Here is a 20,072-nt window from a genome sequence, read left to right as displayed (position 1 = left end):
CCTGCGTCGGCGCGCGGGGTTTTCGACGATGAAAAGGGCAGGAAATCGCAAAAGAGTCCGCTATAATAGCCGCCACTCCATTTCTGGTTTGATGATTAAAGGAAACCGACATGAGCTTGAATCTGGTCCCTGCTGGCAAAGACCTGCCGGAAGACATCTACGTAGTAATCGAAATCCCGGCCAACGCCGATCCAATCAAATACGAAATCGACAAAGAAACCGGCGCGCTGTTCGTTGACCGTTTCATGTCCACCGCGATGTTCTACCCGTGCAACTACGGCTACATCAACCACACCCTGTCTCTGGACGGTGACCCGGTTGACGTACTGGTTCCAACCCCATACCCGCTGCAGCCGGGCTCCGTGATCCGCTGCCGTCCGGTTGGCGTGCTGAAAATGACCGACGAAGCCGGTGAAGACGCCAAGCTGGTTGCGGTGCCGCACAGCAAGCTGACCAAAGAGTACGATCACGTGAAAGACGTGAACGACCTGCCGGAACTGCTGAAAGCCCAGATCGCTCACTTCTTCGAGCACTACAAAGATCTGGAAAAAGGCAAATGGGTGAAAGTGGAAGGCTGGGCAGACGCTGCCGCGGCTAAAGCGGAAATCATCGCCTCCTTCGAACGCGCTGCCAAGAAGTAATTCCAGCCGCCGTCCGATGAAAAAACACCGCTCATTGAGCGGTGTTTTTTTTCTTACTGTTCTTCGAGACGCTTCAGCCAGTCACCGCTGGTAATTCGCGGGTAACCGTCCACGCTGTGTTTGTACAGGTAGATCCACGCACTCCCATAAGGCGTCTGAATCAGCTCGCGCTTATAGTCCTTGGTGTTGCTTTTCAGTTCGTCCAGCTCTGCCAGAATCGATGAGTTAATACGATACACCTCGCAATGTATCGTGCCCTCTCCAGGGATCGCCGCCGGGTAATGGCCCAGATTGTAAATCTGATAGCCTTCGAGCTCGTGCTCGCCGAGCCATTGGGCGTTGGTCATCCAATGGCTGTTTCCCTGTTTGCGTCGTAAACTGCCGTAGACAATTATTCGCATCGCTAAAACTCAAACTGATAGAGCAAATCTAATGCCTGGTCGAGACCAGACACCGCTTCAAGATACAACTTAGGCATCAGGCGATAACGCAACGTCAGCGTGGCCAGCGAGTCGAAAATGCCCACCCCATATTTTACTTGTAAGCCTGGGAGGACATAGCCGCTCACGACAACCTGGGAATTGTCGCCAACCCCTTGAGTGTCCAGAGCCAAATTACTCACGCCGAATGCCTCGCCGATTTTACCCACAAGTTGACCACTTTGTGCAACCCCCATGCCGATTAACATCGACGTCATGGCGTTGCCGTCGGCGCCTGAGCTGTTCAAGCCCTGGCCGCGCAGCAGATAAGACAGGGCTTCCTGTTGCGATTTGGCCGGATCGGAGAACACTTCCAGCTTCGGCGCATCCGCCAGGCCGGTCACGCGCACGCCGGCGGTCACGTCGTCCTCGGTGGATTCCGGGTTGCGGATCGCTTCGATATTGAGCAGCGGCTGATCCGGCGGGCCGGAGAACATCAGCTGCCCTTTACGCACGATCAAATCCTGACCATAAGCATGGAAGCGACCGGAAGGGATGTCAATCTGGCCATTGAGGCCCAGCCCTTTCTTGTCCTGCACCACTTTCAAATCACCCTTCAGGCGGGCTTTGAGGCCGAAGGCGTCCAGCCGCACGTCATTGCCGACGTGGATCATCAGGTTGCTGTTGATCGGAATCGAGGCGGTCTTCGGTTGAATCGGCTTCAGCTGGTCGTCCAGCATCACTTCGTCGGAAGAGACGCCCACCGCGCTTTCCGGCAGCTCCTGCACCGTGATGCGCGCCCAAGGGATGTCGACCTTGCCGTTGAGCGAGAACAGCTGCGGCGTGGCTTCGAACACCAGATCCGGCGACACGTCGATGCGGATCATCGGCGGCACCGTCACCCGCAGTTTGTCGCCCTTGGCGGCAATGCGCGCACGCCAGGCGTTGATGTCACGCCAGTCGGCATCGCCCGCCAGATTCAGCTGGCCGCGCGTGGTGCTGAGCAGCCCTTCCAGCGTCGAGGTCATGCCATTGAAATTCACCGCCAGCCGCGCGTCGGTCATATCGAACGGCATCCAGTGGCCCTGCACCTTCGCCCGATCCAACGCCAGACGCCCGAACACCAGCGGCTTCTGCGCGCTGCCGCCCAGACGCAGGTTGGCGTTCAGCATGCCCGCCGCGCTTTCGCCCTTCATCAGCGCCGGGTTAATCAGCGCCAACGAAATGTTGGTGATATTGACGTTGCCGCTGATGGTGCGCCGCACCTGCGGATCCGCCACCTGGATATTGCCGTCGAACTGGCCGTTGTTGGTCAGTTTGATCCGCCAGTCGGCCTGCGCGCGGCCGTTGTTCAGACCGGCGTTGAGGGTCAGCGTATCGAAGGCGATCGGCAGCGCGTTGCCCTGCACCTGCTGCACCACCTTGACGCCGTTGCCGGCCAACGTGACCTTCGCCTCCGGCAGCGCGCCGCCCGGTTTCCAACTGACGTCGGCCCGGCCGGTGAACACGCCGCTCAGGGCGGTCTCCGGGCCGAGGAACGGCTTGATCATCGCCAGATCGAACCGGTTGAGCACCACGCTGGCCTGGCCGCTCTGGCCGGCTTCGATGGTCTTCGGCACGCACAGCTCGGCGTTCGGGTTCTGCCAACAGTGCGGCCCGATGCTGATTTTCTGCGCGGTGTTCAGGTAGTCCAGCGCGATGGCGCGCGTCAGGCGCCACTCCCCCACCGGCGTATCGAAGCGGGTATTGTTCAGATTGCCGCGCCAGCGCTGCTGCTGACGATCGAAGCTGCCCTGCAGCGCTAGCTGGCCGGAGACCGGCTTACCGTCGATCTTCAACTGCAGCTGATGCTGCTTCTCGCTGCCTTTGGCGTCCAGGGTCAGCAGGCTGACTTCCAGCGCGTCCTGCTTCAGCTGCTCGACGCGAACCGCCAACTGCCCCTGGATCTGATCCGTGGAGCGCACGTCACCGTCGATCTTCACCCGGTTGATGCGCAGCGCCTGCCACTGCAAACCGGAGGCGGTCAAATCCGCCAGCAGCTGAGGTGCCTGCAGATTGCCGCGCAGCTTCAGCAGCCCTTTGGCGGTGCCGCCCAGGCCCGGCAGCGCGCCGTCCAGACGCGGCGCGTCGATGTTGGCGTCCAGGTTCCAGCTCTTCTCGTCCAGCTGTCCTTTGACGTTCAGCTGGTTGCGCCCCAACGTCAGATCGATGCCGGGGATTTTCCACTGCCCGGCGGCGTTGCCGCTCAGCGTGCCGCGCGCCGTGACCTTGTTCTGCTTCACGTTGCCGTCCAGCTGCAGCACCGGCACCTGCAGCTGCCAGCTGCCGCCGTGCAGGCTGCCGCGCGTGGTGATCTTGCCGTCGAGTTTCGCCGGCCATTCCGGCCACTGCTTGGCGGTATTGATGCCGCTCAGCGTCAATTGCGAGTTCCAGCTGATGGCCTTGCTCCAGTCCACCAGCGCGGTGAGATCGGTATTACCCTGCAGCGCCGCCAGCCGCAGACGCTCCAGCTTGAACTGCTCGACGTTGCCTTTGCCGTCCAGCGTCAGCACCGCCGGCGGCAGATCCTGACCTTTCAGATTAGCGCGCGTCGACAACGCATAGTCGGTCGCCTTGCCGTTAAAGCGCAGGCGGAAATCGTTAACCTGGTACTGCGCCTCGCCGCTCAGCGGCCATTTCAGCTGTTTGCTCTGCAGCGTCAGCGCCAGCGGCAGGCCGGCTTCGGCCAGCCGGGTTTGCACATCGAGCTGGGCGCCGACCGGGCCGGACAGGTTCAGCGCGACCTTCAGCTCATCACGCAACCCGCCGCCGATGTTCAGCTTCACCTTCTCGCCCTTCAACGGGTCGATGTTCAACGCGCTGTTGGCGGTCAGGGCCACCGGCCAATCGCCGGTCAGGGTCGCCTGCCCCTGCACCGACAGCGTACCCTGCGGCGACTTCACGTCGAAGTTGTCCAGCTGGATATGCTGATCCTGCGTGCTGGCCTGCAGCAACAGACTCGTGATCAGCACGTCGGTATCGCCGGTCAAGCGCAGCTGTTCGCCGCTGATCTCTTTCACGGTGATATCCAGCGGCAGGCGGATGTCCGGCAGATCCGGCAACAGCGGTTTGGCGAACAGTTCCTTCAGCGTTTCGCCAAGCGGCTTCTCTTCCGGCTGCGGCGCCGGTTTCGCCGCGTCGGTAACCTGCTCACCGACCTTTTTCGCCACCTCGACCGCCGGTTGCACCGCTTCCGGCAACGGATTTTGCGGCGTTTTCGGCAAGGCGATCAGCAACGAGCCGATCTTGGTCGGCATCAGCGTCAGCGCGCGCTCTTGCCACTGTGCGCCGGTGCGGAACTCGGCCAGAGAAATGGCGGTGTCGTCGACGGTGACCTTGACGTTGTTCAGCGCCAACAGGCGCAGGGTGATCGGATAAGGCGTACTGAGATTGGTGGTCGGCTCGCTGCTCTCCTCCACCGGCGCGGAGGGCGCCATCTCTTTGGTGTTCACCGCCACGTCCACGTCCTGAGCAGTCAAGGCGTTGACGCACAGCGAGCTGCGTTTAAAGCAGGAGAGATCGAGGGACAGATGGAATTGCCCGGCGTTGACCGTCACGCCCGGCATCTGATACTTCACGCCCTTCAGCGTCAGATCGCGCCAGCCGCCGCTGACGCCGGCGATCTCCAGCCCCGGCACCCAGCGCGCCGCGCCGTTGATGACCATATGCAAACCGGTGGTGGTCCCCACCAGAAAGGCCAGTCCGCCGATCAGCAGCAGCAGAACGACCAGAAATCCGAGACAAATCTTTTTAACCAGGCTCATAGTTCAGGCCCCAAACCGATGTAGAACTGCATCCCGTGAGTGTCCTTGTCTCCCACGGGCGCGGCGATATCCAGCTTCACCGGCCCCACCGGCGACTGCCAGCGCACGCCTACGCCGGCGCCGGTCTTGAAGTTGCTCTGCTTGATATCGTTCACCGCTTCACCGGAATCGACGAACATCGCCCCCCACCATTTGCCGGTCACGTTGTATTGATACTCCAGCGAGCCGGTCAGCATCTTGGAGGCGCCGGTCAGCTTGCCGTCGTCGCCGCGCGGAGAAATGTCTTTGTACTTGTAGCCGCGAATGCTGCGGTCACCGCCGGCGAAGAAGCGCAAATCCGGCGGCACCTTGTCGAAGTCGTTGGTTTCTATCCATCCCACCTGCCCGCGCGCCACGAAACGATGCTTGTCGGCAAGCGTGCGGATCCAGACGTTCTGCGCCTGCATCAGCGCGAAGTCCACGCCCGAGCCCCAGGTGGTGTCGGATACGTCGATGGAGTAGCGCTGGCTGTCGCCCCAGGTCGGCATCAGGCCGCCGCGCGAGCGGGTGCGGTTGAAGCTGACGCCGGGGTACAGCAGCATGGTGGTGTTGCTGACGTTGCCCTGGGTAAAGTTATCCCAGCGCCAGGTCAGGTTGATCGCCCGCTGCCAGCCGCTGGAGAGATCCCAGTTGCGCGAAGCCACCACTTTGGAGGTCACGGATTTGGTGTCGTTAAGGTCGACGTTCTTGAGCCCGCCCTGCAGCAGGTAATACTGCTCCAGCGGATTCTTCAGCAGCGGGATCTTATAGGTCAGATCCAGCTGCTGCTCCGGCGCCGACACGCTGGCGCTGGTTTCCAGGCTGTGGCCGCGATCGTTGAGCCAGGGCTTTTTCCAGGTGCCTTTCACCCGCGGGCCGACGTCGGTGGAGTAACCGATACCGGTTTCGATGGTATTGCGCGTACGCGGCGTTACCAGCGCGTCCAACGGCAAAATCTTGTTCTCTTTGGCATCGTTGAAATCAGGGGACACCACCACCGAGTTGAACCAGTTGGTGGCGGACAAACGGCGGTTCAGCTCGGCCAAATCCTCCGAACTGTAGTAATCCCCCTGATGAAAGGGCACCAGATTTTGCAGATAGTCTTCGCGGATTTGCGAACCGGTGAATTTCACCTTGCCGAAGCGGTAACGTTCGCCGCTGTTGAAATCGATATCCCAAAACGCCTTGTGCAGATCTTCTGCCACGCCGAGTTGGCTTTTGGTCATATCGGCGTCGAAGTAACCTTTGCGCAGCGCCAGGCCGGTCAGCGAGCCTTTGAAACTGTCATACTTGCCGTGGTTGAGGATCTCGCCGATGGTCGGCCGATCCTTCTTTACCAGCGCCAGGTAGTCCTCATCGGTCTTCGCGCCGCCTTCCAGCACGATGTTGGCGCCGGCGATGCGCACCGGTTCGCCCGGATTGACCTTGGCATGCAGCACCGGACGCGACATCCCCGGCCGATCGTCCAGCGTAAACTCGATGGTCGGCTGGTAATAGCCGAGCGCGCGCAGCCCCTGGCGCACCGCCTCATCCACCCGTGCGCGGAAGCGACCGTCGGTGCCGACCTCTTCAGGCGTGATCGACGACAGCCGCACCCGGACGTTTTTTTCCAACTCTCCGCTTAACCCCTCCACCTGCAGCCGCACGTTGGCCGCATAGGCTGCAGGTGCCGCAAGCAACACAGATATCAAGCACATGACCGGGTACTTTGGCACGTGTTCTCCTTATTGATTTTACTTTCCTGTTATGGTGTTCGCTCCGGGGCCAGGGCAGACTCCGCGCTATCATGACGGCAGCCCTCTTCAACCTTCTTCCGGACGCCGCCCGCTGCGCTTTGCCGCCGCGCAACAGGCGAATTCTTCACTTTTGGCGCTCAAAATACTGCGTTAAGCTTATACAAAATCCCACTTGCCGCTTATTGTGGGCAAAGACGCGGTGAGATACAACCGAACCGCCGCCATGTAGGGTCAATTCTTACTGTGACAACAGGAGTCAACCGTGGTGCCATTTTTTGATAAATCACAAACCGTCGATAAGGCAAGCGCGCTGCCTGGCCGCACCACGCCAATGCCTGTCGCAACGCTCAACGTCGTCACCGAACACTCGATGACTCAGGTGCCGGCCGGCATGGAAGTGGCGATCTTCGCCATGGGCTGTTTCTGGGGCGTTGAGCGTCTGTTCTGGCAACAGCCGGGCGTCTACAGCACCGCCGCCGGCTACAGCGGCGGCTACACGCCGAACCCGACCTACCGCGAAGTGTGCAGCGGCCAGACCGGCCACGCCGAAGTGGTGCGCGTGGTGTTCGATCCGCAGGTCGTCAGCTACAAGCAGCTGCTGCAGGTGTTCTGGGAAAATCACGATCCGGCGCAGGGCATGCGCCAGGGCGGTGACGTCGGCACGCAGTACCGCTCGGCGATTTACACGCTGAGCCCAGAGCAGCAGGCCGAGGCGGAAAGCAGCCTGCAACGCTTCCAGCAGGCGATGGCGGCGGCGGGCGACAAGCGCGTCATCACCACCGAGATCGCGCCGGCGCTGCCGTTCTATTATGCGGAAGACGATCACCAGCAGTACCTGTTCAAAAACCCGGAAGGTTACTGCGGGCTGGGCGGCATCGGCGTTTGCCTGCCGCCGCAGGGCTGATCCGATGCCGGCCGGCGGCACTTTTTTAACCGCTGGCGGCCCCTGTGGGGCAACTGCTATACTGTACGGGCCGCTTCTGCGGCCCGATAGCTTCCCTTCTGGTTGTTATCGCTGCTTTTTTTACTATGTACTACCCTTCCTCAAGAGCGCCGGCATCCCGTCGGCACGTATGGATAGATTATGTTAAACAGTATTTTACTGATTCTTTTTCTGATCGCGGTGAGTGCGTTTTTCTCACTGTCGGAAATCTCTCTGGCCGCCTCGCGCAAGATCAAACTGAAGCTGATGGCGGACGAAGGCAACATCAACGCCGCCAGAGTGCTTAAACTGCAAGAAACCCCTGGCATCTTCTTCACCGTGGTGCAGATCGGCCTGAACGCCGTGGCCATCCTCGGCGGTATCGTCGGCGACGCGGCGTTTTCCGGCACCTTCCAACAGTTCTTTATTCGCTTCCTGTCGCCCGAACTGGCGGAACAGGTCAGCTTCATCTGCTCCTTCGTGCTGGTGACCAGCCTGTTTATCCTGTTCGCCGATTTGACCCCGAAGCGCATCGGTATGATTGCACCAGAGACGGTCGCCGTCCGGATCATCAACCCGATGCGTTTCTCCATCATGATCTTCCGCCCGCTGGTGTGGTTCTTCAACGGCATGGCCAACCTGATCTTCCGCATGTTCAAGCTGCCGATGGTGCGTAAAGACGACATCACCTCCGATGACATCTACGCGGTGGTGGAAGCCGGTGCCCTGGCGGGCGTGCTGCGCAAGCAGGAGCACGAGCTGATTGAAAACGTGTTCGAACTGGAATCGCGCACCGTGCCGTCTTCGATGACCTCGCGCGAAAGCGTGGTGTACTTCGATCTGCGCGAAAGCGAAGAGAGCATCAAGGAAAAGGTCTCGACCCATCCGCACTCCAAGTTCCTGGTGTGCGACGGCCATATCGATCAGGTGGTGGGTTACGTCGATTCCAAAGACCTGCTGAACCGCGTGCTGGGCAATCAGAGCCTGGTGCTGAGCAGCGGCGTGCAGATCCGCTCGGCGCTGATCGTGCCGGACACGTTGACGCTGTCCGAAGCGCTGGAAAGCTTCAAAACTGCCGGCGAAGACTTCGCGGTGATCCTCAATGAATATGCGTTGGTGGTGGGCATCATCACCCTTAACGACGTGATGACCACGCTGATGGGCGATCTGGTCGGCCAGGGCCAGGAAGAGCAGATCGTGGCGCGCGACGAAAGCTCATGGCTGATTGAAGGCGGCACGCCGATCGACGACGTGATGCGCGTGCTGGATATCGACGAGTTCCCGCAGGCGGGCAACTACGAAACCATTGGCGGCTTTATGATGTACATGCTGCGCAAGATCCCGAAACGCACCGACTTCGTCAAATACGCCGGCTACAAGTTCGAAGTGGTGGATATCGACAGCTACAAGATAGATCAGCTGCTGGTCACCCGACTGAGCGACAAACCGGCGGCGGTGCTGCCGAAAGCGCCGGACGACACGCCTGCGGCCTGACGGCGCGAAGGACAAAAACATCAGCGGCCCCATCGGGGCCGCATTTTTTTACCGCTGTCAGCGCCGTGTTCAGCCGACCTCGGCCTGCAGCAGCAGCACCTGGCGGTTCACTTCGGACATCACGCTGAAATGGCGCTTGTCGCGAATCTTCGGCGGCAGGATTTTCCCCTCGTCGAATTCAAATGCGCCCACGTCCTTGATATACAGCCTTCCGCGAAACAGGGTCTTAACGTACTTCGCCACTTTCAAAGGGTTATAACGCTGGAAGATTCTCATTCTTTTACGCTCCTCCCGTTGATCCATGCGCTCAGCGAGCCGCCAAAGGTGGCAGCCTCGAAATTCAGAACGCAACTTGATTGCATGTAGTAGACCCAGTAAAGACCAGATCGTTCACTTCCGCCCGGTGATCTGCACTGGATTTACACTTTTTGACAGAATTGTATATGATGATTTATAACGTTTTCAGGATATCCCTTCAAAATCTGATGATTAGCGAACCAAGGGAAAAACTGCGATCCGGTTAACAGGACAGACCTCTTATCACATCCTATGCTTTAGGCTGTCGAAGTGCTGTCGCACAAATTCCCCCATTTACAAGGAGAAAGCATGAAAACAAGTCGCATGCTGATGGTAACCCTGCTGCTCGCCCCGCTTTTCGCTTCCGCGCACAACTTCCAGCTCCAACAGCGCGTGGCGCCGGTTGGCGTCAGCGATAAAGGAGAGCTCAATTACGCTGACGGTAATTTTAGCTACCAGAATTGGAACAGCGCGCAGCTCAGTGGAAAAGTGCGGGTGATACAGCACATTGCCGGCCGCAGCTCCGCCAAAGACATGAACGACCCACTGATTGAAGCGATTAAGAAGGCGAAGCTACCACACGATCGTTACCAAACGACGACAATCGTCAACACCGACGATGCCCTGATGGGCACCGCCATGTTCGTGCGCAGCAGCATCGAAGACAGCAAGAAAGAGTTCCCGTGGTCGCAGTTTATCGTCGACAGCGACGGCAACGTGCGCAAAGCCTGGGATCTGCAGCCGAAAGGTTCCGCCATCGTGGTGCTGGATAAGCAAGGGCGCATTCAGTTCGCCAAAGACGGCGCGCTGACGCCGGAAGAGGTGCAGCAGGTGATGTCCAAGCTGCACCAGCTGTTGGCGAACTGACTCAGAACAGCGAAACCCGGAAGCCGGGGTTGAGGAAAGATTCACGCGGGGTATAGAGCAACGGCTTGCCCTGCCAATCGTGAATTTGCGCCCCGGCGGCCACCGCCACCGCGTGTCCTGCGGCGGTATCCCAAATATTGGTTGGCCCGAAGCGCGGATAGAGCTGCGCCTTGCCTTCCGCCACCAGGCAGAACTTCAGTGAGGAACCGACGGACACGGTCTGGTGCTCGCCCAGCTGCTGCAGATAGTCTTTCAATTCGTCGTCGATATGCGAGCGGCTCACCACCACCAGCGGCGGATGCGCGTTGCTGACGCCGATCGCCTGCCGCACGCCCTTCTCTTCTTTCCAGGCCTTGCCGCGCTCCGCCAGATACAACACGTCGATCGCCGGGGCGTACACCACGCCCATCACCGCCTGCCCGTCTTCAATCAGGGCGATATTGACCGTGAACTCGCCATTGCGATGCAAGAACTCTTTGGTGCCGTCCAGCGGATCGACCAGCCAGTAGCGCGTCCAGTTGCGGCGCTCTTCCCACGCCGGCGGATCCTCTTCCGACAGCAGCGGCACCTCCGGCGTCAGGGCCGCCAGGCCGCGCTTGATGATGTGATGCGCCGCCAGATCGGCCGCCGTCACCGGTGAGTCATCTTTTTTCTGTGCGACATCAAGCGGTTGTTCACCGTCGTACACCGCCATGATCGCCGCCCCCGCCTCGCGGGACAGTTGGCAAATTCGCTCTAACATCATGCACCTCAACTCTGCATCTCCGTGGGAAATTTCCCTCTGTCTCTGCTAGCAGACTAGTTTTTTTTACGCCGAATATCCATCTCAACCGGCTAAGCCGCGGGAATTCCTCAGATCTTGTTGGGCACAACTGTGAACTTCCCCGCGTTACCCGCCGCCGTTTTCTGCCACACTTCACAGTTTACTGTGGCAAGCAATGTTAATTACATTTCCCTCTGCGATAACACTCGAATAATGGAATGGAGAGAACCCCAAATGATGAAGCATCCACTGACGCTGTCCGCGCTTGCGCTGCTGGTGTGCGCCTCGGCGCAGGCGGCCACCGTCGATCTGCGCGTGCTGGAAACCACCGATCTGCACAGCAACATGATGGACTTCGATTACTACAAGGACACGCCGACCGACAAGTTCGGCCTGGTGCGCACCGCCAGCCTGATCCAACAGGCGCGCCAGCAGGCCGCCAACGCGGTGTTGGTGGATAACGGCGACATCATTCAGGGCAGCCCGCTCGGCGATTACATGGCGGCCAAAGGGCTGAAACCGGGCGACGTGCACCCGGTCTATAAGGCGATGAACACGCTGGACTATGTGGTCGGCAACATCGGCAACCATGAGTTCAACTACGGGCTGGACTACCTGAAGAACGCCATCGCCGGCGCCAAATTCCCGTACATCAACGCCAACGTCATCGACGCCAAAACGCAAAAACCGCTGTTCACGCCGTACATCATCGTCGATACCCCGGTGAAGGATCGCGATGGCAAGGCGCATACGCTGCGCATCGGCTACATCGGCTTCGTGCCGCCGCAGATCCTGGTGTGGGACAAAGCCAACCTGCAGGGCAAAGTGACGGTGGACGACATCACCGCCACCGCCAAGCGCTACGTGCCGCAGATGCGTAAACAGGGCGCCGATCTGGTGGTGGCAATCCCGCATTCCGGGTTGTCCAGCGAGCCTTACAAGGCGATGGCGGAAAACTCGGTCTATTACCTCAGCCAGGTGCCCGGCATCGACGCCATCATGTTCGGCCACGCCCACGCGGTGTTCCCGAGCAAGGACTTCGCCAACATCAAAGGCGCGGATATCGACAAAGGCCTGCTGAATGGCGTACCGGCAGTGATGCCGGGCCAATGGGGCGACCATCTCGGCGTGGTCGATCTGCAGCTCAACAACGATGGCGGCAGTTGGAAAGTGACCGCCGCCAAAGCGGAAGCACGGCCGATCTACGACAAAGAGAACAAGAAATCGCTGGCGGCGGAAGATGCCGCGCTGGTGAAGGTGTTGGCGGACGATCACAAAGGCACGCGCGAGTTCGTCAGCCAGCCGATCGGTAAATCCGACGGCAACATGTACAGCTACCTGGCGCTGGTGCAGGACGATCCGACGGTGCAGATCGTCAACAATGCGCAGAAGGCCTACGTCGAACATTACATCCAGGGCGACCCGGACCTGGCCGATCTGCCGGTGCTGTCCGCGGCGGCCCCGTTCAAGGTCGGCGGCCGCAAGAACGACCCCGCCAGCTTCGTCGAAGTGGAAAAAGGCCAGCTCACCTTCCGCAACGCCGCCGATCTCTATCTCTATCCCAATACGCTGGTAGTGGTGAAGGCCAGCGGCAAAGAGGTGAAAGAGTGGCTGGAGTGCTCCGCCGGCCAGTTCAACCAGATCGACGTCAACAGCGCCAAGCCGCAAGGCTTGATCAACTGGGACGGCTTCCGCACCTATAACTTCGACGTGATCGACGGCGTCAACTACCAGATCGACGTCAGCCAACCGGCGCGCTACGACGGCGAATGCCAGCTGATCAACGCTAAGGCGGAGCGCATCAAGCAGCTGACCTTCAACGGCAAGCCGATCGATCCGAACGCCACCTTCCTGGTTGCCACCAACAACTACCGCGCCTACGGCGGCAAGTTTGCCGGCACCGGCGACAAACATATCGCCTTCGCTTCGCCGGATGAAAACCGCTCGGTGCTGGCGGCCTACATCACCGCCGAAACACAGCGGCATGGCGCGGTGCGCCCGCAGGCGGACAACAATTGGCGTTTGGCTAACTTCAGCAGCAAGCAGCCGCTGGATATCCGCTTCGAGACCTCGCCATCGGACAAAGCGACGGCGTTTATCAAGGAGCACGCCCAATACCCGATGACCGCCGAAGGCCATGACCATATCGGTTTCGCGGTCTATCGCATCGATTTAAGCGCGAAATAATCGCCAGGCCGGGGCAATCCCCCGGCCATCTCCTCTATTTTCCCGCTGGCGCGCCCATTAAATTGCATTTAAAATGCATGTTATAAAATTCCTTCGTTTAAAGAGGCACTACCATGGATTACCGCAATCAATCCCTTGGCGCGCTCGCTATCGCCATTCCCCGGGCATCCCGCCTGTTTCGCCAGCATCAGCTGGATTTCTGCTGCGGCGGCAGGCAATCGCTGGCACGCGCCGCCGAGCGCAAAGGGCTGGATATCGACAGACTGGAAAACGAACTGGCCGCCCTGGCCGCCACGCCGGCGCACAGTCGGGACTGGCGCACGGCGCCGCTCGGTGAGGTGATCGATTACATTCTGCCGCGCTTTCATCAGCGGCACCGCGAGCAGTTGTCCGAACTGGTGCTAATGGCGGAAAAAGTCGAACGCGTGCATGGCGACAAACCCACCTGCCCGCGCGGACTGGCGAAGCAGCTGAACCTGATCCGTCTGGATCTGGAGGATCACATGATGAAAGAGGAGCAGATCCTGTTCCCGCTGATCAAGCAGGGCATGGGGCCGCAGGCCGCCGGACCGATCTCGGTGATGGAACACGAGCATGACGAGGCGGGTGAGCAATTGGAGGTGGTGAAATTCCTCACCGATAACGTGACGCCGCCGGAGGGCGCCTGTACCACCTGGCGAGCGCTGTATAACGGCATCGATGAGTTCATCGGCGATCTGATGGAGCACATCAGCCTGGAAAACAATCTGCTGTTCCCGCGCGCGCTGAGCGGCGCATAAAATAAGGGCGCCACGAAGGCGCCCAGAGTAATCCTCGGTGGGATTACAGGATTTCCAGCAGCTCGACGTCGAACACCAGCGCGCTGAACGGCGGGATGGACGCGCCTGCGCCACGCTCGCCGTAGGCCAGGTTGTGCGGGATATACAGCTGCCATTTGGAACCGACCGGCATCAGGGTCAGCGCTTCGATCCAGCCTGGGATCACGCCGCTGACCGGGAATTCTGCCGGCTGGCCGCGTTCAACCGAGCTGTCGAACACGTCGCCGTTGATCAGACGGCCGGTGTAGTGCACACGCACGCGATCCTGACGGGACGGGATTGGGCCGTTGCCCTGCTCCAGTACGGAGAACTGCAGGCCAGACTCGGTCAGCGTCACGTCGTCGCGCTTGGCGTTGTCGTCCAGGAATTTCTGGCCTTCAACGGCCATCGCCTGCTGGCGCTCGCGGCGCACCGCATCCGCACGCTCGTGGATTTCACGCAGCGCACGGTGCACCACGTCTACCGGAACCGCCGGGGCATTCCCTTCCAGCGCGTCGCGCAGACCCGCCAGCAAAGCTTCCGGTTGCAAACCTTCCAGCCCGGACTCTTGCAGCTGCTGGCCGACCTGTAAACCAATCCCGTAACTTGCTTGCGCTTCAACGCTGTCAAAAGAAGGGGTTGTCATGGGGTTTTCCTTAAGTCTGTAAAAAGTCGAAAGCGCAGCATAACAGCGCGTCAATGCCGGGTAAAATCTTGTGTGGAGAATGATGACTTTTGTCGTAGAAAAAGAAACAATAACCTTCTGTTAACGCCCGCAGCCGCAAACTCCGGCCCTGCCGCTCAGCCGCCTTTCACTTCAATCAGTTAGCGGACTATACTGAAAGCAGGATATCGGGCAGGCGACGCGCTTGCCGCGCCGCGCTTATTATTACGCCGTCGAAGAGAGGTCACCATGGGCAGAATCGCGCCCAGGAGAAGGAAAACCACCCGCATCTACCAGCCGCTGCTGCGCACCTGGCTGAACATCAGCCAGCGCCTGAAACCCGGCGCCGCACCCACGCAGGAAGACGCGGAGTCGCCATCGGAACCGCCGTCGGCCAACGACAAGATGCAGCGGGTCAAAGCGCTGCTGGCCAAAGTCTGGCATCTGCCGGACGGTTTCCATTGGATGGAACCACTGCCCTACTTTCACCGTCGCTGGGTGCTGATCTTCGGCATCATTCTGCTGCTGGCGTTGCTGTGGCCCTACTCGCCCGAAAGACAGCCGTTCCCGGTTTCCCACCAAGAAACCAGCGTGCCGCTGCAGGCCGAGCTGCAAAACGGCGGTGGCGCCGCCACGCCGGCCAACGAACCGACGCCGGCGGGCAACTGGCAGCGTTATCAGATCCAGCCCGGCCAGACGCTGGCCCAGCTGTTTCGCGACAACAATCTGCCGGTGAATGAGGTGTTCGCCATGGCGCAGGTGGAAGGCGGCGACAAGCCGCTGAGCAACATGAAAGCCGGTCAGGAAGTGCGCATCGAACGCGACGCCAACGGCGTGATTAACGCGCTGTCGGTCACCACCGTGGACAACAGCCAGGCGCTGTTCCGCCGCCAGGCCGACGGCAGCTACCGCCGGGAACGTTAATCGCTAAAGCTGCGCCAGCAGAAACTCGCGCAGCACCACGCCCTGGTTGTGCGCGGTATCTTTGCTGCCATACAGCAGCGTCAGCGCCTCCCCCTGCCGCAACAGCGCCACCAGCGGCTGCCAGGCGTCGTTGGCCGCCAGCTGTTGGCGGTAACGCGCCTCGAAGGCTTCCCACTGGTCGGTATGCTGATGGAACCACTTGCGCAGCTCGTCATCCGGCGCCACCTGTTTCAACCACTGCACGCCCGCCAGCCTCTCCTTGCTGATGCCGCGCGGCCATAGCCTGTCTATCAGATAGCAATGCGCCGGCGCCGGCGCGCTGAAATCGTAAACCCGCTGTAGCGTAATCGTTGCCATCACACGCTCTCCCTTTTCATCCCGTCTTCTAGCGTAGCGCGTTTTGCCGGGCGCAGAAAAGCAAAACGCCAGCGCGAGGCTGGCGTTTTAACCGGGTTAACAGCAGCGTAAATTACGCTTCTGCAACCACAACTACATTCAGCTGTGCGAACACGTCGCTGTGTACCTGGAAGTGCACTTCGTGCTCACCAGTGGTACGCAGAACGCCGTTCGGCAGACGAACTTCGCTCTTGGCAACTTCAACGCCTGCCGCAGTCACTGCGTCAGCGATGTCGCGGGTGCCGATAGAGCCGAACAGTTTACCTTCGTCGCCAGATTTGGAAGCGATGGTCACTGAACCCAGTTCGTTGATCTTGGTTGCGCGAGCTTCAGCAGCAGCCAGAACGTCAGCCAGTTTGGCTTCCAGTTCAGCACGGCGTGCTTCGAAGAACTCAACGTTTTTCTTGGTAGCAGGAACAGCTTTGCCCTGTGGTACCAGGAAGTTACGAGCGTAGCCCGCTTTAACGTTAACTTGATCACCCAGGCTGCCCAGGTTTGCTACTTTATCAAGCAGAATAACTTGCATTACCTTATCCTCTCAAAGTCGTTAATGGACAGTGGCCGATTACTGATGACGATCAGTGTACGGCAACAAAGACAGGTAGCGCGCGCGCTTGATAGCACGGGCCAGCTGGCGCTGATATTTTGCACGAGTACCGGTGATACGGCTCGGTACAATTTTACCACTTTCGGTGATGTAGTTTTTCAGCGTAGCGATGTCTTTATAGTCAATCTCTTGAACGCCTTCCGCGGTGAAACGGCAGAACTTGCGACGACGGAAATAACGTGCCATTTGGCTAGTCTCCAGAATCTATCAATTCAATCTGCTCGGCATGCAGAACCAATTTGCTCAGCCCGTTGCGCCCTTGATGGCAGCTTACAAAGCCTTGCACGGTAATCTGACTGCCGACCGTTAATCTTTGAGTTAGTGCTTGTGACTGTTGTCCGCTGACAACCACGGGCATTCGGCACCATGCTTGTCTGCTGAATCCGGCTTCCATCTGCTGCGAACGGTGCTCTAGCACAAATTGGCAGTGCGGTATCCCGGAAGGACTCACTTTTCGAACCGGCGCCTTGCACACAGTGCCCGACAAAACCAGACGATTAGCCGTCACGGCGGCAATTACTCTTCAGAATCCCCAGCATCTGCATCATCTGCGGTTTCGTTAGCGAAGTCTTCGCGGCGATCGCCACGACGTTCGTCTTTCGCTTTAACCATCGGAGATGCTTCAGTTACCGCGTGCTTAACGCGCATAACCATGCTGCGGATAACGGCGTCGTTGAAGCGGAAGTTAGTTTCCAGCTCATCGATCGCTTCCTGCGGCGCTTCAACGTTCAGCAGAACGTAGTGAGCTTTGTGCAGTTTGTTGATCGGATAAGCCAGCTGACGGCGGCCCCAGTCTTCCAGACGGTGAATCTGACCTTGCGCGTTAGTGATGGTAGCACTGTAACGCTCGATCATGCCCGGAACCTGTTCGCTTTGGTCAGGATGGACCATAAAAACGATTTCGTAATGACGCATCGAATTGCTCCTTACGGATTATTCAGCCTCCTGTCAGGGTCAACCGCGGCCCATGGAAGCAAGGAACGTGTTTAGTGTGCGGCTGAAAAATGACGCGTAATCATACTGACGCAGGGCGGGAAACTCAAGGACTGCGTGGGTTTTATTCGCGTTATTGAGAGGGGGTATGGGAAATAGCACGATTTGCTGGCGGGGAAACCTATGTACGCCAATCCATCAGTTTCAAAAATCTTTCAATGAAATCAGCGCTGAGTCACAAATCTATTTCATTTTTTTTGAAAAAGGCCATCAAAACGCCCCGCTTTTTAATCCGCCGCAACCGACTAAAATTAACCTTATCCGCCGCAGACAGCGCGACGAAAAAGATTCCAGGTTATTCAATGCAGATAAATGACTTTTTGCCGCAGCGACACTCGCTGTCAGGCCGTAACGGCAAAAAGTAAGAGAGGCACTATGAAACGCATCATTCTCGCGACGGCGCTTGCCGCCCTGTTCTCCGCCAACGTGATGGCCGCGACGGAGATCTCCTCGCACCAGGCCGATCAACGCCAGAGCGTTGGCTTCGTCACCCTGAACCAGAACGTGGTCTCGCCGGATGACGCCAGCAGCCAGGTCAGTAAAATCGCCGATCAACGCGGTGCAAGCTCTTATCGCATCATCGCCCTGCACGAACCGGGCGACAACAGCACGATGCACGTCAGCGCCGAGCTGTACCGTTAAAAAGACGCGCCACGCCAGGGAAATCCCCAGGGCTTCATCAGAAAGCCCGTTCAGTCCGCACCGGAGCGCCGCCTGTCGGGCGCTCCACTTCCTCACCCATCACAGTTTGAGCAACGTCGGCGCGCTGAACGCCTTGCCCGGATTGTGCAATTGCAGCGCCATCCGCAGATAGTTTGTCCGTGCCTGCAGCAGTTCGGCGCTTTCCTCCAGCGTCGCCCGCTGCTCGAAGGAGAGCGAGCCGGCCTTCGCGGTTTGCGCGGCCGCCGCTTTCGGCGCGGAGGCGAACAGCGCCGTCATGTTTTGCACCGTATGCGCGGTGATGCGCGACAGCGGATTTGCCTTGTTTTGCCGCGCCTTGCCGTCGGCTGCCCCCAGCATCTCACTGAAGGCCATTGAGTTAAGATCGGCGCGCGCTTTCATCGTTCCCGCCAGCCCGCGCGCTGTCTCGGCCGTATTGCTGATACCCTTTATCATGCTCTCCGCTCCTTGCCGCCCCTGAAAGAATTCACGCTGACATTCTCCTCCGCCATGCGTCAAACAATGACCGAAACAGCCTACAGAGAGCACCGCAATTCCACGCATCGCGCCCGGAGGCGCATTACAATTCGCGGCGAAAGAAATCGGTGGTGGCGGACAGCGCCAGCGGCGTGATGCGATGCTTCACGCCCGGCTCGACGAGCGATGTCAAACGGCCGTCCGCACCTTGCTGCCGCAGTTCAGCCGCCAAACGCAGGCTGTCCGCCGCCGGCACCACGTCGTCCGTCTCGCCGTGCCACAGCAGCAGCGGCCGCCCTGCAATCTGCGCCAAACGTCCTTCCAGCTCATACTCCGCCAGCACGGCGGTGCGCGCCGCAAACGCCGCCGGCGAGAGCGCCTCGCCCGTCTCGCCCAACGGCGGATACAGCGTTTGCGCCAGCGCACGGTAATAGCCGGAACCCATCAGGCTGGCGGCCGCACGGATCCACGGAAAGCGCGCGAAGGCGCCAAGCGCGGTCATGCCGCCCATTGAGGCGCCGGCGACGCCGATGCGGCCGTCGGCGATCAGGCCAAGCCGCTCAAAATGCGCGTTGATCTGCGGCAATTCATCGATATTGCTGCGCAGGATCTCCCAGAATGACGCCAGGCGCCGCGCCTCATCGCCGTCGAATCGCTCGCCGTGCCGATCGGCATCCGGCAACACCGCCCGAAAACCGGCGCGCGCCAGCGCATAGGCGAAATAAGCGTACACCTCTTTCGACGAGGTATAGCCATGGCAGAAGAACACCGTCGGCAGCGGCCGATGATACTGCCCCGCCGGCACCGCATGGATCACCGCGATATCGCCAACCCGCTCGTCATGAATTTCGATCATCCGTTCATCCTCAACTCACCTGTTGGCATTCATCATGACAAACTTGCGCGAAGCAGCGTTAGCTCAATCTGTTACAGCTTATATTGCGTTACACTGAAGCCATCGCACCGGCGCTTACGAGGTCACCATGACGATTGCCCGCACACTCATTACCCTGACGCTGGCCGCACAGCTTTCCGCCTGCGGCATCATGACCACCACGCCGAAACCGCCGCCGCCCCCCACCGCTAAGGCGCAGGAGATCGTCCGCGCGCAGACCGCCGAGCTGGTGAAAATGGGCACCGTCACCGCCGTGGTGCGCGGCAGCCCGATGGACGTGGAAGCGGAGATCCAACGCAAGGCCACCGCCGCCGGCGCCCGTTATTACATGATCATCATGAACAGCGAAACCGTCGTGCCGGGCCAATGGTATTCCCAGGCGATCCTGTATCGCTAAGGCGGGGATTTTTTAAGCAGCTTTACACTGGCTTTGCACTGGCTGAAGAAGGGTGTTGCACACTGAGGGACAGCATGCCGCATGTTGCGGGTGTCGATTCAGGATCTGACGAAGG

Annotated in this window: 23 protein-coding genes; 10 read left to right on the top strand and 13 right to left on the bottom strand. The window is 59.5% G+C overall.

Annotated features, from left to right (window positions below; genetic code table 11):
• Nucleotides 1-110: 110 nt before the first annotated feature.
• On the top strand, nucleotides 111-641 hold the full coding sequence (gene ppa / locus ACJ8J1_RS19235; protein ID WP_004933594.1) for an inorganic diphosphatase: 531 nt from the start codon (nucleotides 111-113) through the stop codon (nucleotides 639-641).
• A 53-nt stretch (nucleotides 642-694) separates the two neighbouring features.
• On the opposite strand, the gene ACJ8J1_RS19230 is transcribed toward ppa, so the two are convergent.
• From ACJ8J1_RS19230 to tamA, 3 genes are read right to left on the bottom strand one after another with little or no spacing between them, the layout of a single operon-like run.
• Nucleotides 695-1,042, bottom strand: coding sequence for a gamma-glutamylcyclotransferase family protein (locus ACJ8J1_RS19230; RefSeq protein WP_025159589.1), 348 nt, complete (start codon nucleotides 1,040-1,042; stop codon nucleotides 695-697).
• Between the two features lie 2 nt (nucleotides 1,043-1,044).
• Nucleotides 1,045-4,863: an autotransporter assembly complex protein TamB gene (tamB, locus tag ACJ8J1_RS19225; RefSeq protein WP_033641644.1), complete on the bottom strand. Its 3,819-nt coding sequence runs from the start codon at nucleotides 4,861-4,863 to the stop codon at nucleotides 1,045-1,047.
• Complete coding sequence (gene tamA, locus ACJ8J1_RS19220; RefSeq protein WP_169539905.1) at nucleotides 4,860-6,578, bottom strand: autotransporter assembly complex protein TamA; 1,719 nt, start codon at nucleotides 6,576-6,578, stop codon at nucleotides 4,860-4,862. Before tamA ends, tamB begins: the two co-directional genes overlap by 4 nt.
• Nucleotides 6,579-6,882: 304 nt before the next feature.
• On the opposite strand from tamA, the gene msrA reads away from it, so the two are divergent.
• Together msrA and ACJ8J1_RS19210 are read left to right on the top strand one after the other, a co-directional pair.
• Nucleotides 6,883-7,521 carry a peptide-methionine (S)-S-oxide reductase MsrA gene (msrA, locus tag ACJ8J1_RS19215; RefSeq protein ID WP_089195519.1) on the top strand — a complete coding sequence of 213 codons (639 nt, stop codon included), beginning with the start codon at nucleotides 6,883-6,885 and terminating at the stop codon, nucleotides 7,519-7,521.
• Between the two features lie 180 nt (nucleotides 7,522-7,701).
• Complete coding sequence (locus ACJ8J1_RS19210) at nucleotides 7,702-9,033, top strand: hemolysin family protein (protein WP_033641641.1); 1,332 nt, start codon at nucleotides 7,702-7,704, stop codon at nucleotides 9,031-9,033.
• Between the two features lie 69 nt (nucleotides 9,034-9,102).
• On the opposite strand, the gene ACJ8J1_RS19205 is transcribed toward ACJ8J1_RS19210, so the two are convergent.
• Nucleotides 9,103-9,309, bottom strand: coding sequence for a DUF1107 domain-containing protein (locus ACJ8J1_RS19205; RefSeq protein ID WP_033641639.1), 207 nt, complete (start codon nucleotides 9,307-9,309; stop codon nucleotides 9,103-9,105).
• 330 nt (nucleotides 9,310-9,639) lie between these two features.
• On the opposite strand from ACJ8J1_RS19205, the gene ACJ8J1_RS19200 reads away from it, so the two are divergent.
• Complete coding sequence (locus ACJ8J1_RS19200; RefSeq protein WP_033641638.1) at nucleotides 9,640-10,197, top strand: YtfJ family protein; 558 nt, start codon at nucleotides 9,640-9,642, stop codon at nucleotides 10,195-10,197.
• A gap of 1 nt (nucleotide 10,198) precedes the next feature.
• Here ACJ8J1_RS19200 and cysQ read toward each other — a convergent pair whose 3' ends face one another.
• Complete coding sequence (cysQ, locus tag ACJ8J1_RS19195; RefSeq protein ID WP_033644177.1) at nucleotides 10,199-10,939, bottom strand: 3'(2'),5'-bisphosphate nucleotidase CysQ; 741 nt, start codon at nucleotides 10,937-10,939, stop codon at nucleotides 10,199-10,201.
• A 255-nt stretch (nucleotides 10,940-11,194) separates the two neighbouring features.
• On the opposite strand from cysQ, the gene ACJ8J1_RS19190 reads away from it, so the two are divergent.
• Together ACJ8J1_RS19190 and ytfE are read left to right on the top strand one after the other, a co-directional pair.
• A complete protein-coding gene (locus tag ACJ8J1_RS19190; RefSeq protein WP_033641637.1) occupies nucleotides 11,195-13,147 on the top strand; it encodes a bifunctional 2',3'-cyclic-nucleotide 2'-phosphodiesterase/3'-nucleotidase in 1,953 nt (650 codons plus the stop codon).
• Between the two features lie 113 nt (nucleotides 13,148-13,260).
• Nucleotides 13,261-13,926 carry an iron-sulfur cluster repair protein YtfE gene (gene ytfE, locus ACJ8J1_RS19185; RefSeq protein ID WP_033641636.1) on the top strand — a complete coding sequence of 222 codons (666 nt, stop codon included), beginning with the start codon at nucleotides 13,261-13,263 and terminating at the stop codon, nucleotides 13,924-13,926.
• Between the two features lie 43 nt (nucleotides 13,927-13,969).
• Here ytfE and fklB read toward each other — a convergent pair whose 3' ends face one another.
• On the bottom strand, nucleotides 13,970-14,590 hold the full coding sequence (fklB, locus tag ACJ8J1_RS19180) for an FKBP-type peptidyl-prolyl cis-trans isomerase (RefSeq protein WP_004933618.1): 621 nt from the start codon (nucleotides 14,588-14,590) through the stop codon (nucleotides 13,970-13,972).
• Between the two features lie 267 nt (nucleotides 14,591-14,857).
• On the opposite strand from fklB, the gene ACJ8J1_RS19175 reads away from it, so the two are divergent.
• Nucleotides 14,858-15,532, top strand: a complete 675-nt coding sequence (locus ACJ8J1_RS19175) for an OapA family protein (protein ID WP_033641635.1) — start codon at nucleotides 14,858-14,860, stop codon at nucleotides 15,530-15,532.
• 3 nt (nucleotides 15,533-15,535) lie between these two features.
• Here the strand turns inward: ACJ8J1_RS19175 and ACJ8J1_RS19170 are convergent, their stop codons facing one another.
• From ACJ8J1_RS19170 to rpsF, 5 genes are all read right to left on the bottom strand, one after another.
• Nucleotides 15,536-15,889 (bottom strand): DUF488 domain-containing protein, encoded by a 354-nt coding sequence (locus tag ACJ8J1_RS19170; RefSeq protein ID WP_033641634.1) that lies wholly within the window; start codon nucleotides 15,887-15,889, stop codon nucleotides 15,536-15,538.
• A gap of 112 nt (nucleotides 15,890-16,001) precedes the next feature.
• Complete coding sequence (rplI, locus tag ACJ8J1_RS19165) at nucleotides 16,002-16,454, bottom strand: 50S ribosomal protein L9 (protein WP_004933629.1); 453 nt, start codon at nucleotides 16,452-16,454, stop codon at nucleotides 16,002-16,004.
• A 39-nt stretch (nucleotides 16,455-16,493) separates the two neighbouring features.
• Nucleotides 16,494-16,721, bottom strand: coding sequence for a 30S ribosomal protein S18 (gene rpsR / locus ACJ8J1_RS19160; RefSeq protein WP_000135199.1), 228 nt, complete (start codon nucleotides 16,719-16,721; stop codon nucleotides 16,494-16,496).
• A 4-nt stretch (nucleotides 16,722-16,725) separates the two neighbouring features.
• Nucleotides 16,726-17,043, bottom strand: coding sequence for a primosomal replication protein N (gene priB / locus ACJ8J1_RS19155; protein ID WP_049233092.1), 318 nt, complete (start codon nucleotides 17,041-17,043; stop codon nucleotides 16,726-16,728).
• 8 nt (nucleotides 17,044-17,051) lie between these two features.
• Entirely contained in the window at nucleotides 17,052-17,450 is a 399-nt protein-coding gene (rpsF, locus tag ACJ8J1_RS19150; protein ID WP_004933634.1) for a 30S ribosomal protein S6, read from the bottom strand.
• Between the two features lie 236 nt (nucleotides 17,451-17,686).
• Between rpsF and ACJ8J1_RS19145 the strand changes: the two genes are divergently transcribed.
• Complete coding sequence (locus ACJ8J1_RS19145) at nucleotides 17,687-17,893, top strand: hypothetical protein (protein WP_129993662.1); 207 nt, start codon at nucleotides 17,687-17,689, stop codon at nucleotides 17,891-17,893.
• A gap of 10 nt (nucleotides 17,894-17,903) precedes the next feature.
• Entirely contained in the window at nucleotides 17,904-18,170 is a 267-nt protein-coding gene (locus tag ACJ8J1_RS19140; protein WP_033638913.1) for a DUF1471 domain-containing protein, read from the top strand.
• A gap of 99 nt (nucleotides 18,171-18,269) precedes the next feature.
• Here ACJ8J1_RS19140 and ACJ8J1_RS19135 read toward each other — a convergent pair whose 3' ends face one another.
• Complete coding sequence (locus ACJ8J1_RS19135) at nucleotides 18,270-18,644, bottom strand: hypothetical protein (protein ID WP_033641632.1); 375 nt, start codon at nucleotides 18,642-18,644, stop codon at nucleotides 18,270-18,272.
• A gap of 124 nt (nucleotides 18,645-18,768) precedes the next feature.
• The gene (gene yjfP / locus ACJ8J1_RS19130; RefSeq protein ID WP_033641630.1) at nucleotides 18,769-19,521 is read right to left on the bottom strand and encodes an esterase; all 753 of its coding nucleotides are present in this window, start codon (nucleotides 19,519-19,521) and stop codon (nucleotides 18,769-18,771) included.
• Nucleotides 19,522-19,648: 127 nt separating this feature from the next.
• On the opposite strand from yjfP, the gene bsmA reads away from it, so the two are divergent.
• Nucleotides 19,649-19,957: a biofilm peroxide resistance protein BsmA gene (bsmA, locus tag ACJ8J1_RS19125; protein ID WP_033641629.1), complete on the top strand. Its 309-nt coding sequence runs from the start codon at nucleotides 19,649-19,651 to the stop codon at nucleotides 19,955-19,957.
• Nucleotides 19,958-20,072 lie beyond the last annotated feature (115 nt).

It is taken from the genome of Serratia sp. CY37869, assembly GCF_052168895.1.
In the GTDB taxonomy this organism is placed as follows: domain Bacteria; phylum Pseudomonadota; class Gammaproteobacteria; order Enterobacterales; family Enterobacteriaceae; genus Serratia; species Serratia ureilytica.
This window is presented reverse-complemented; position numbering and strand designations above follow the sequence as displayed.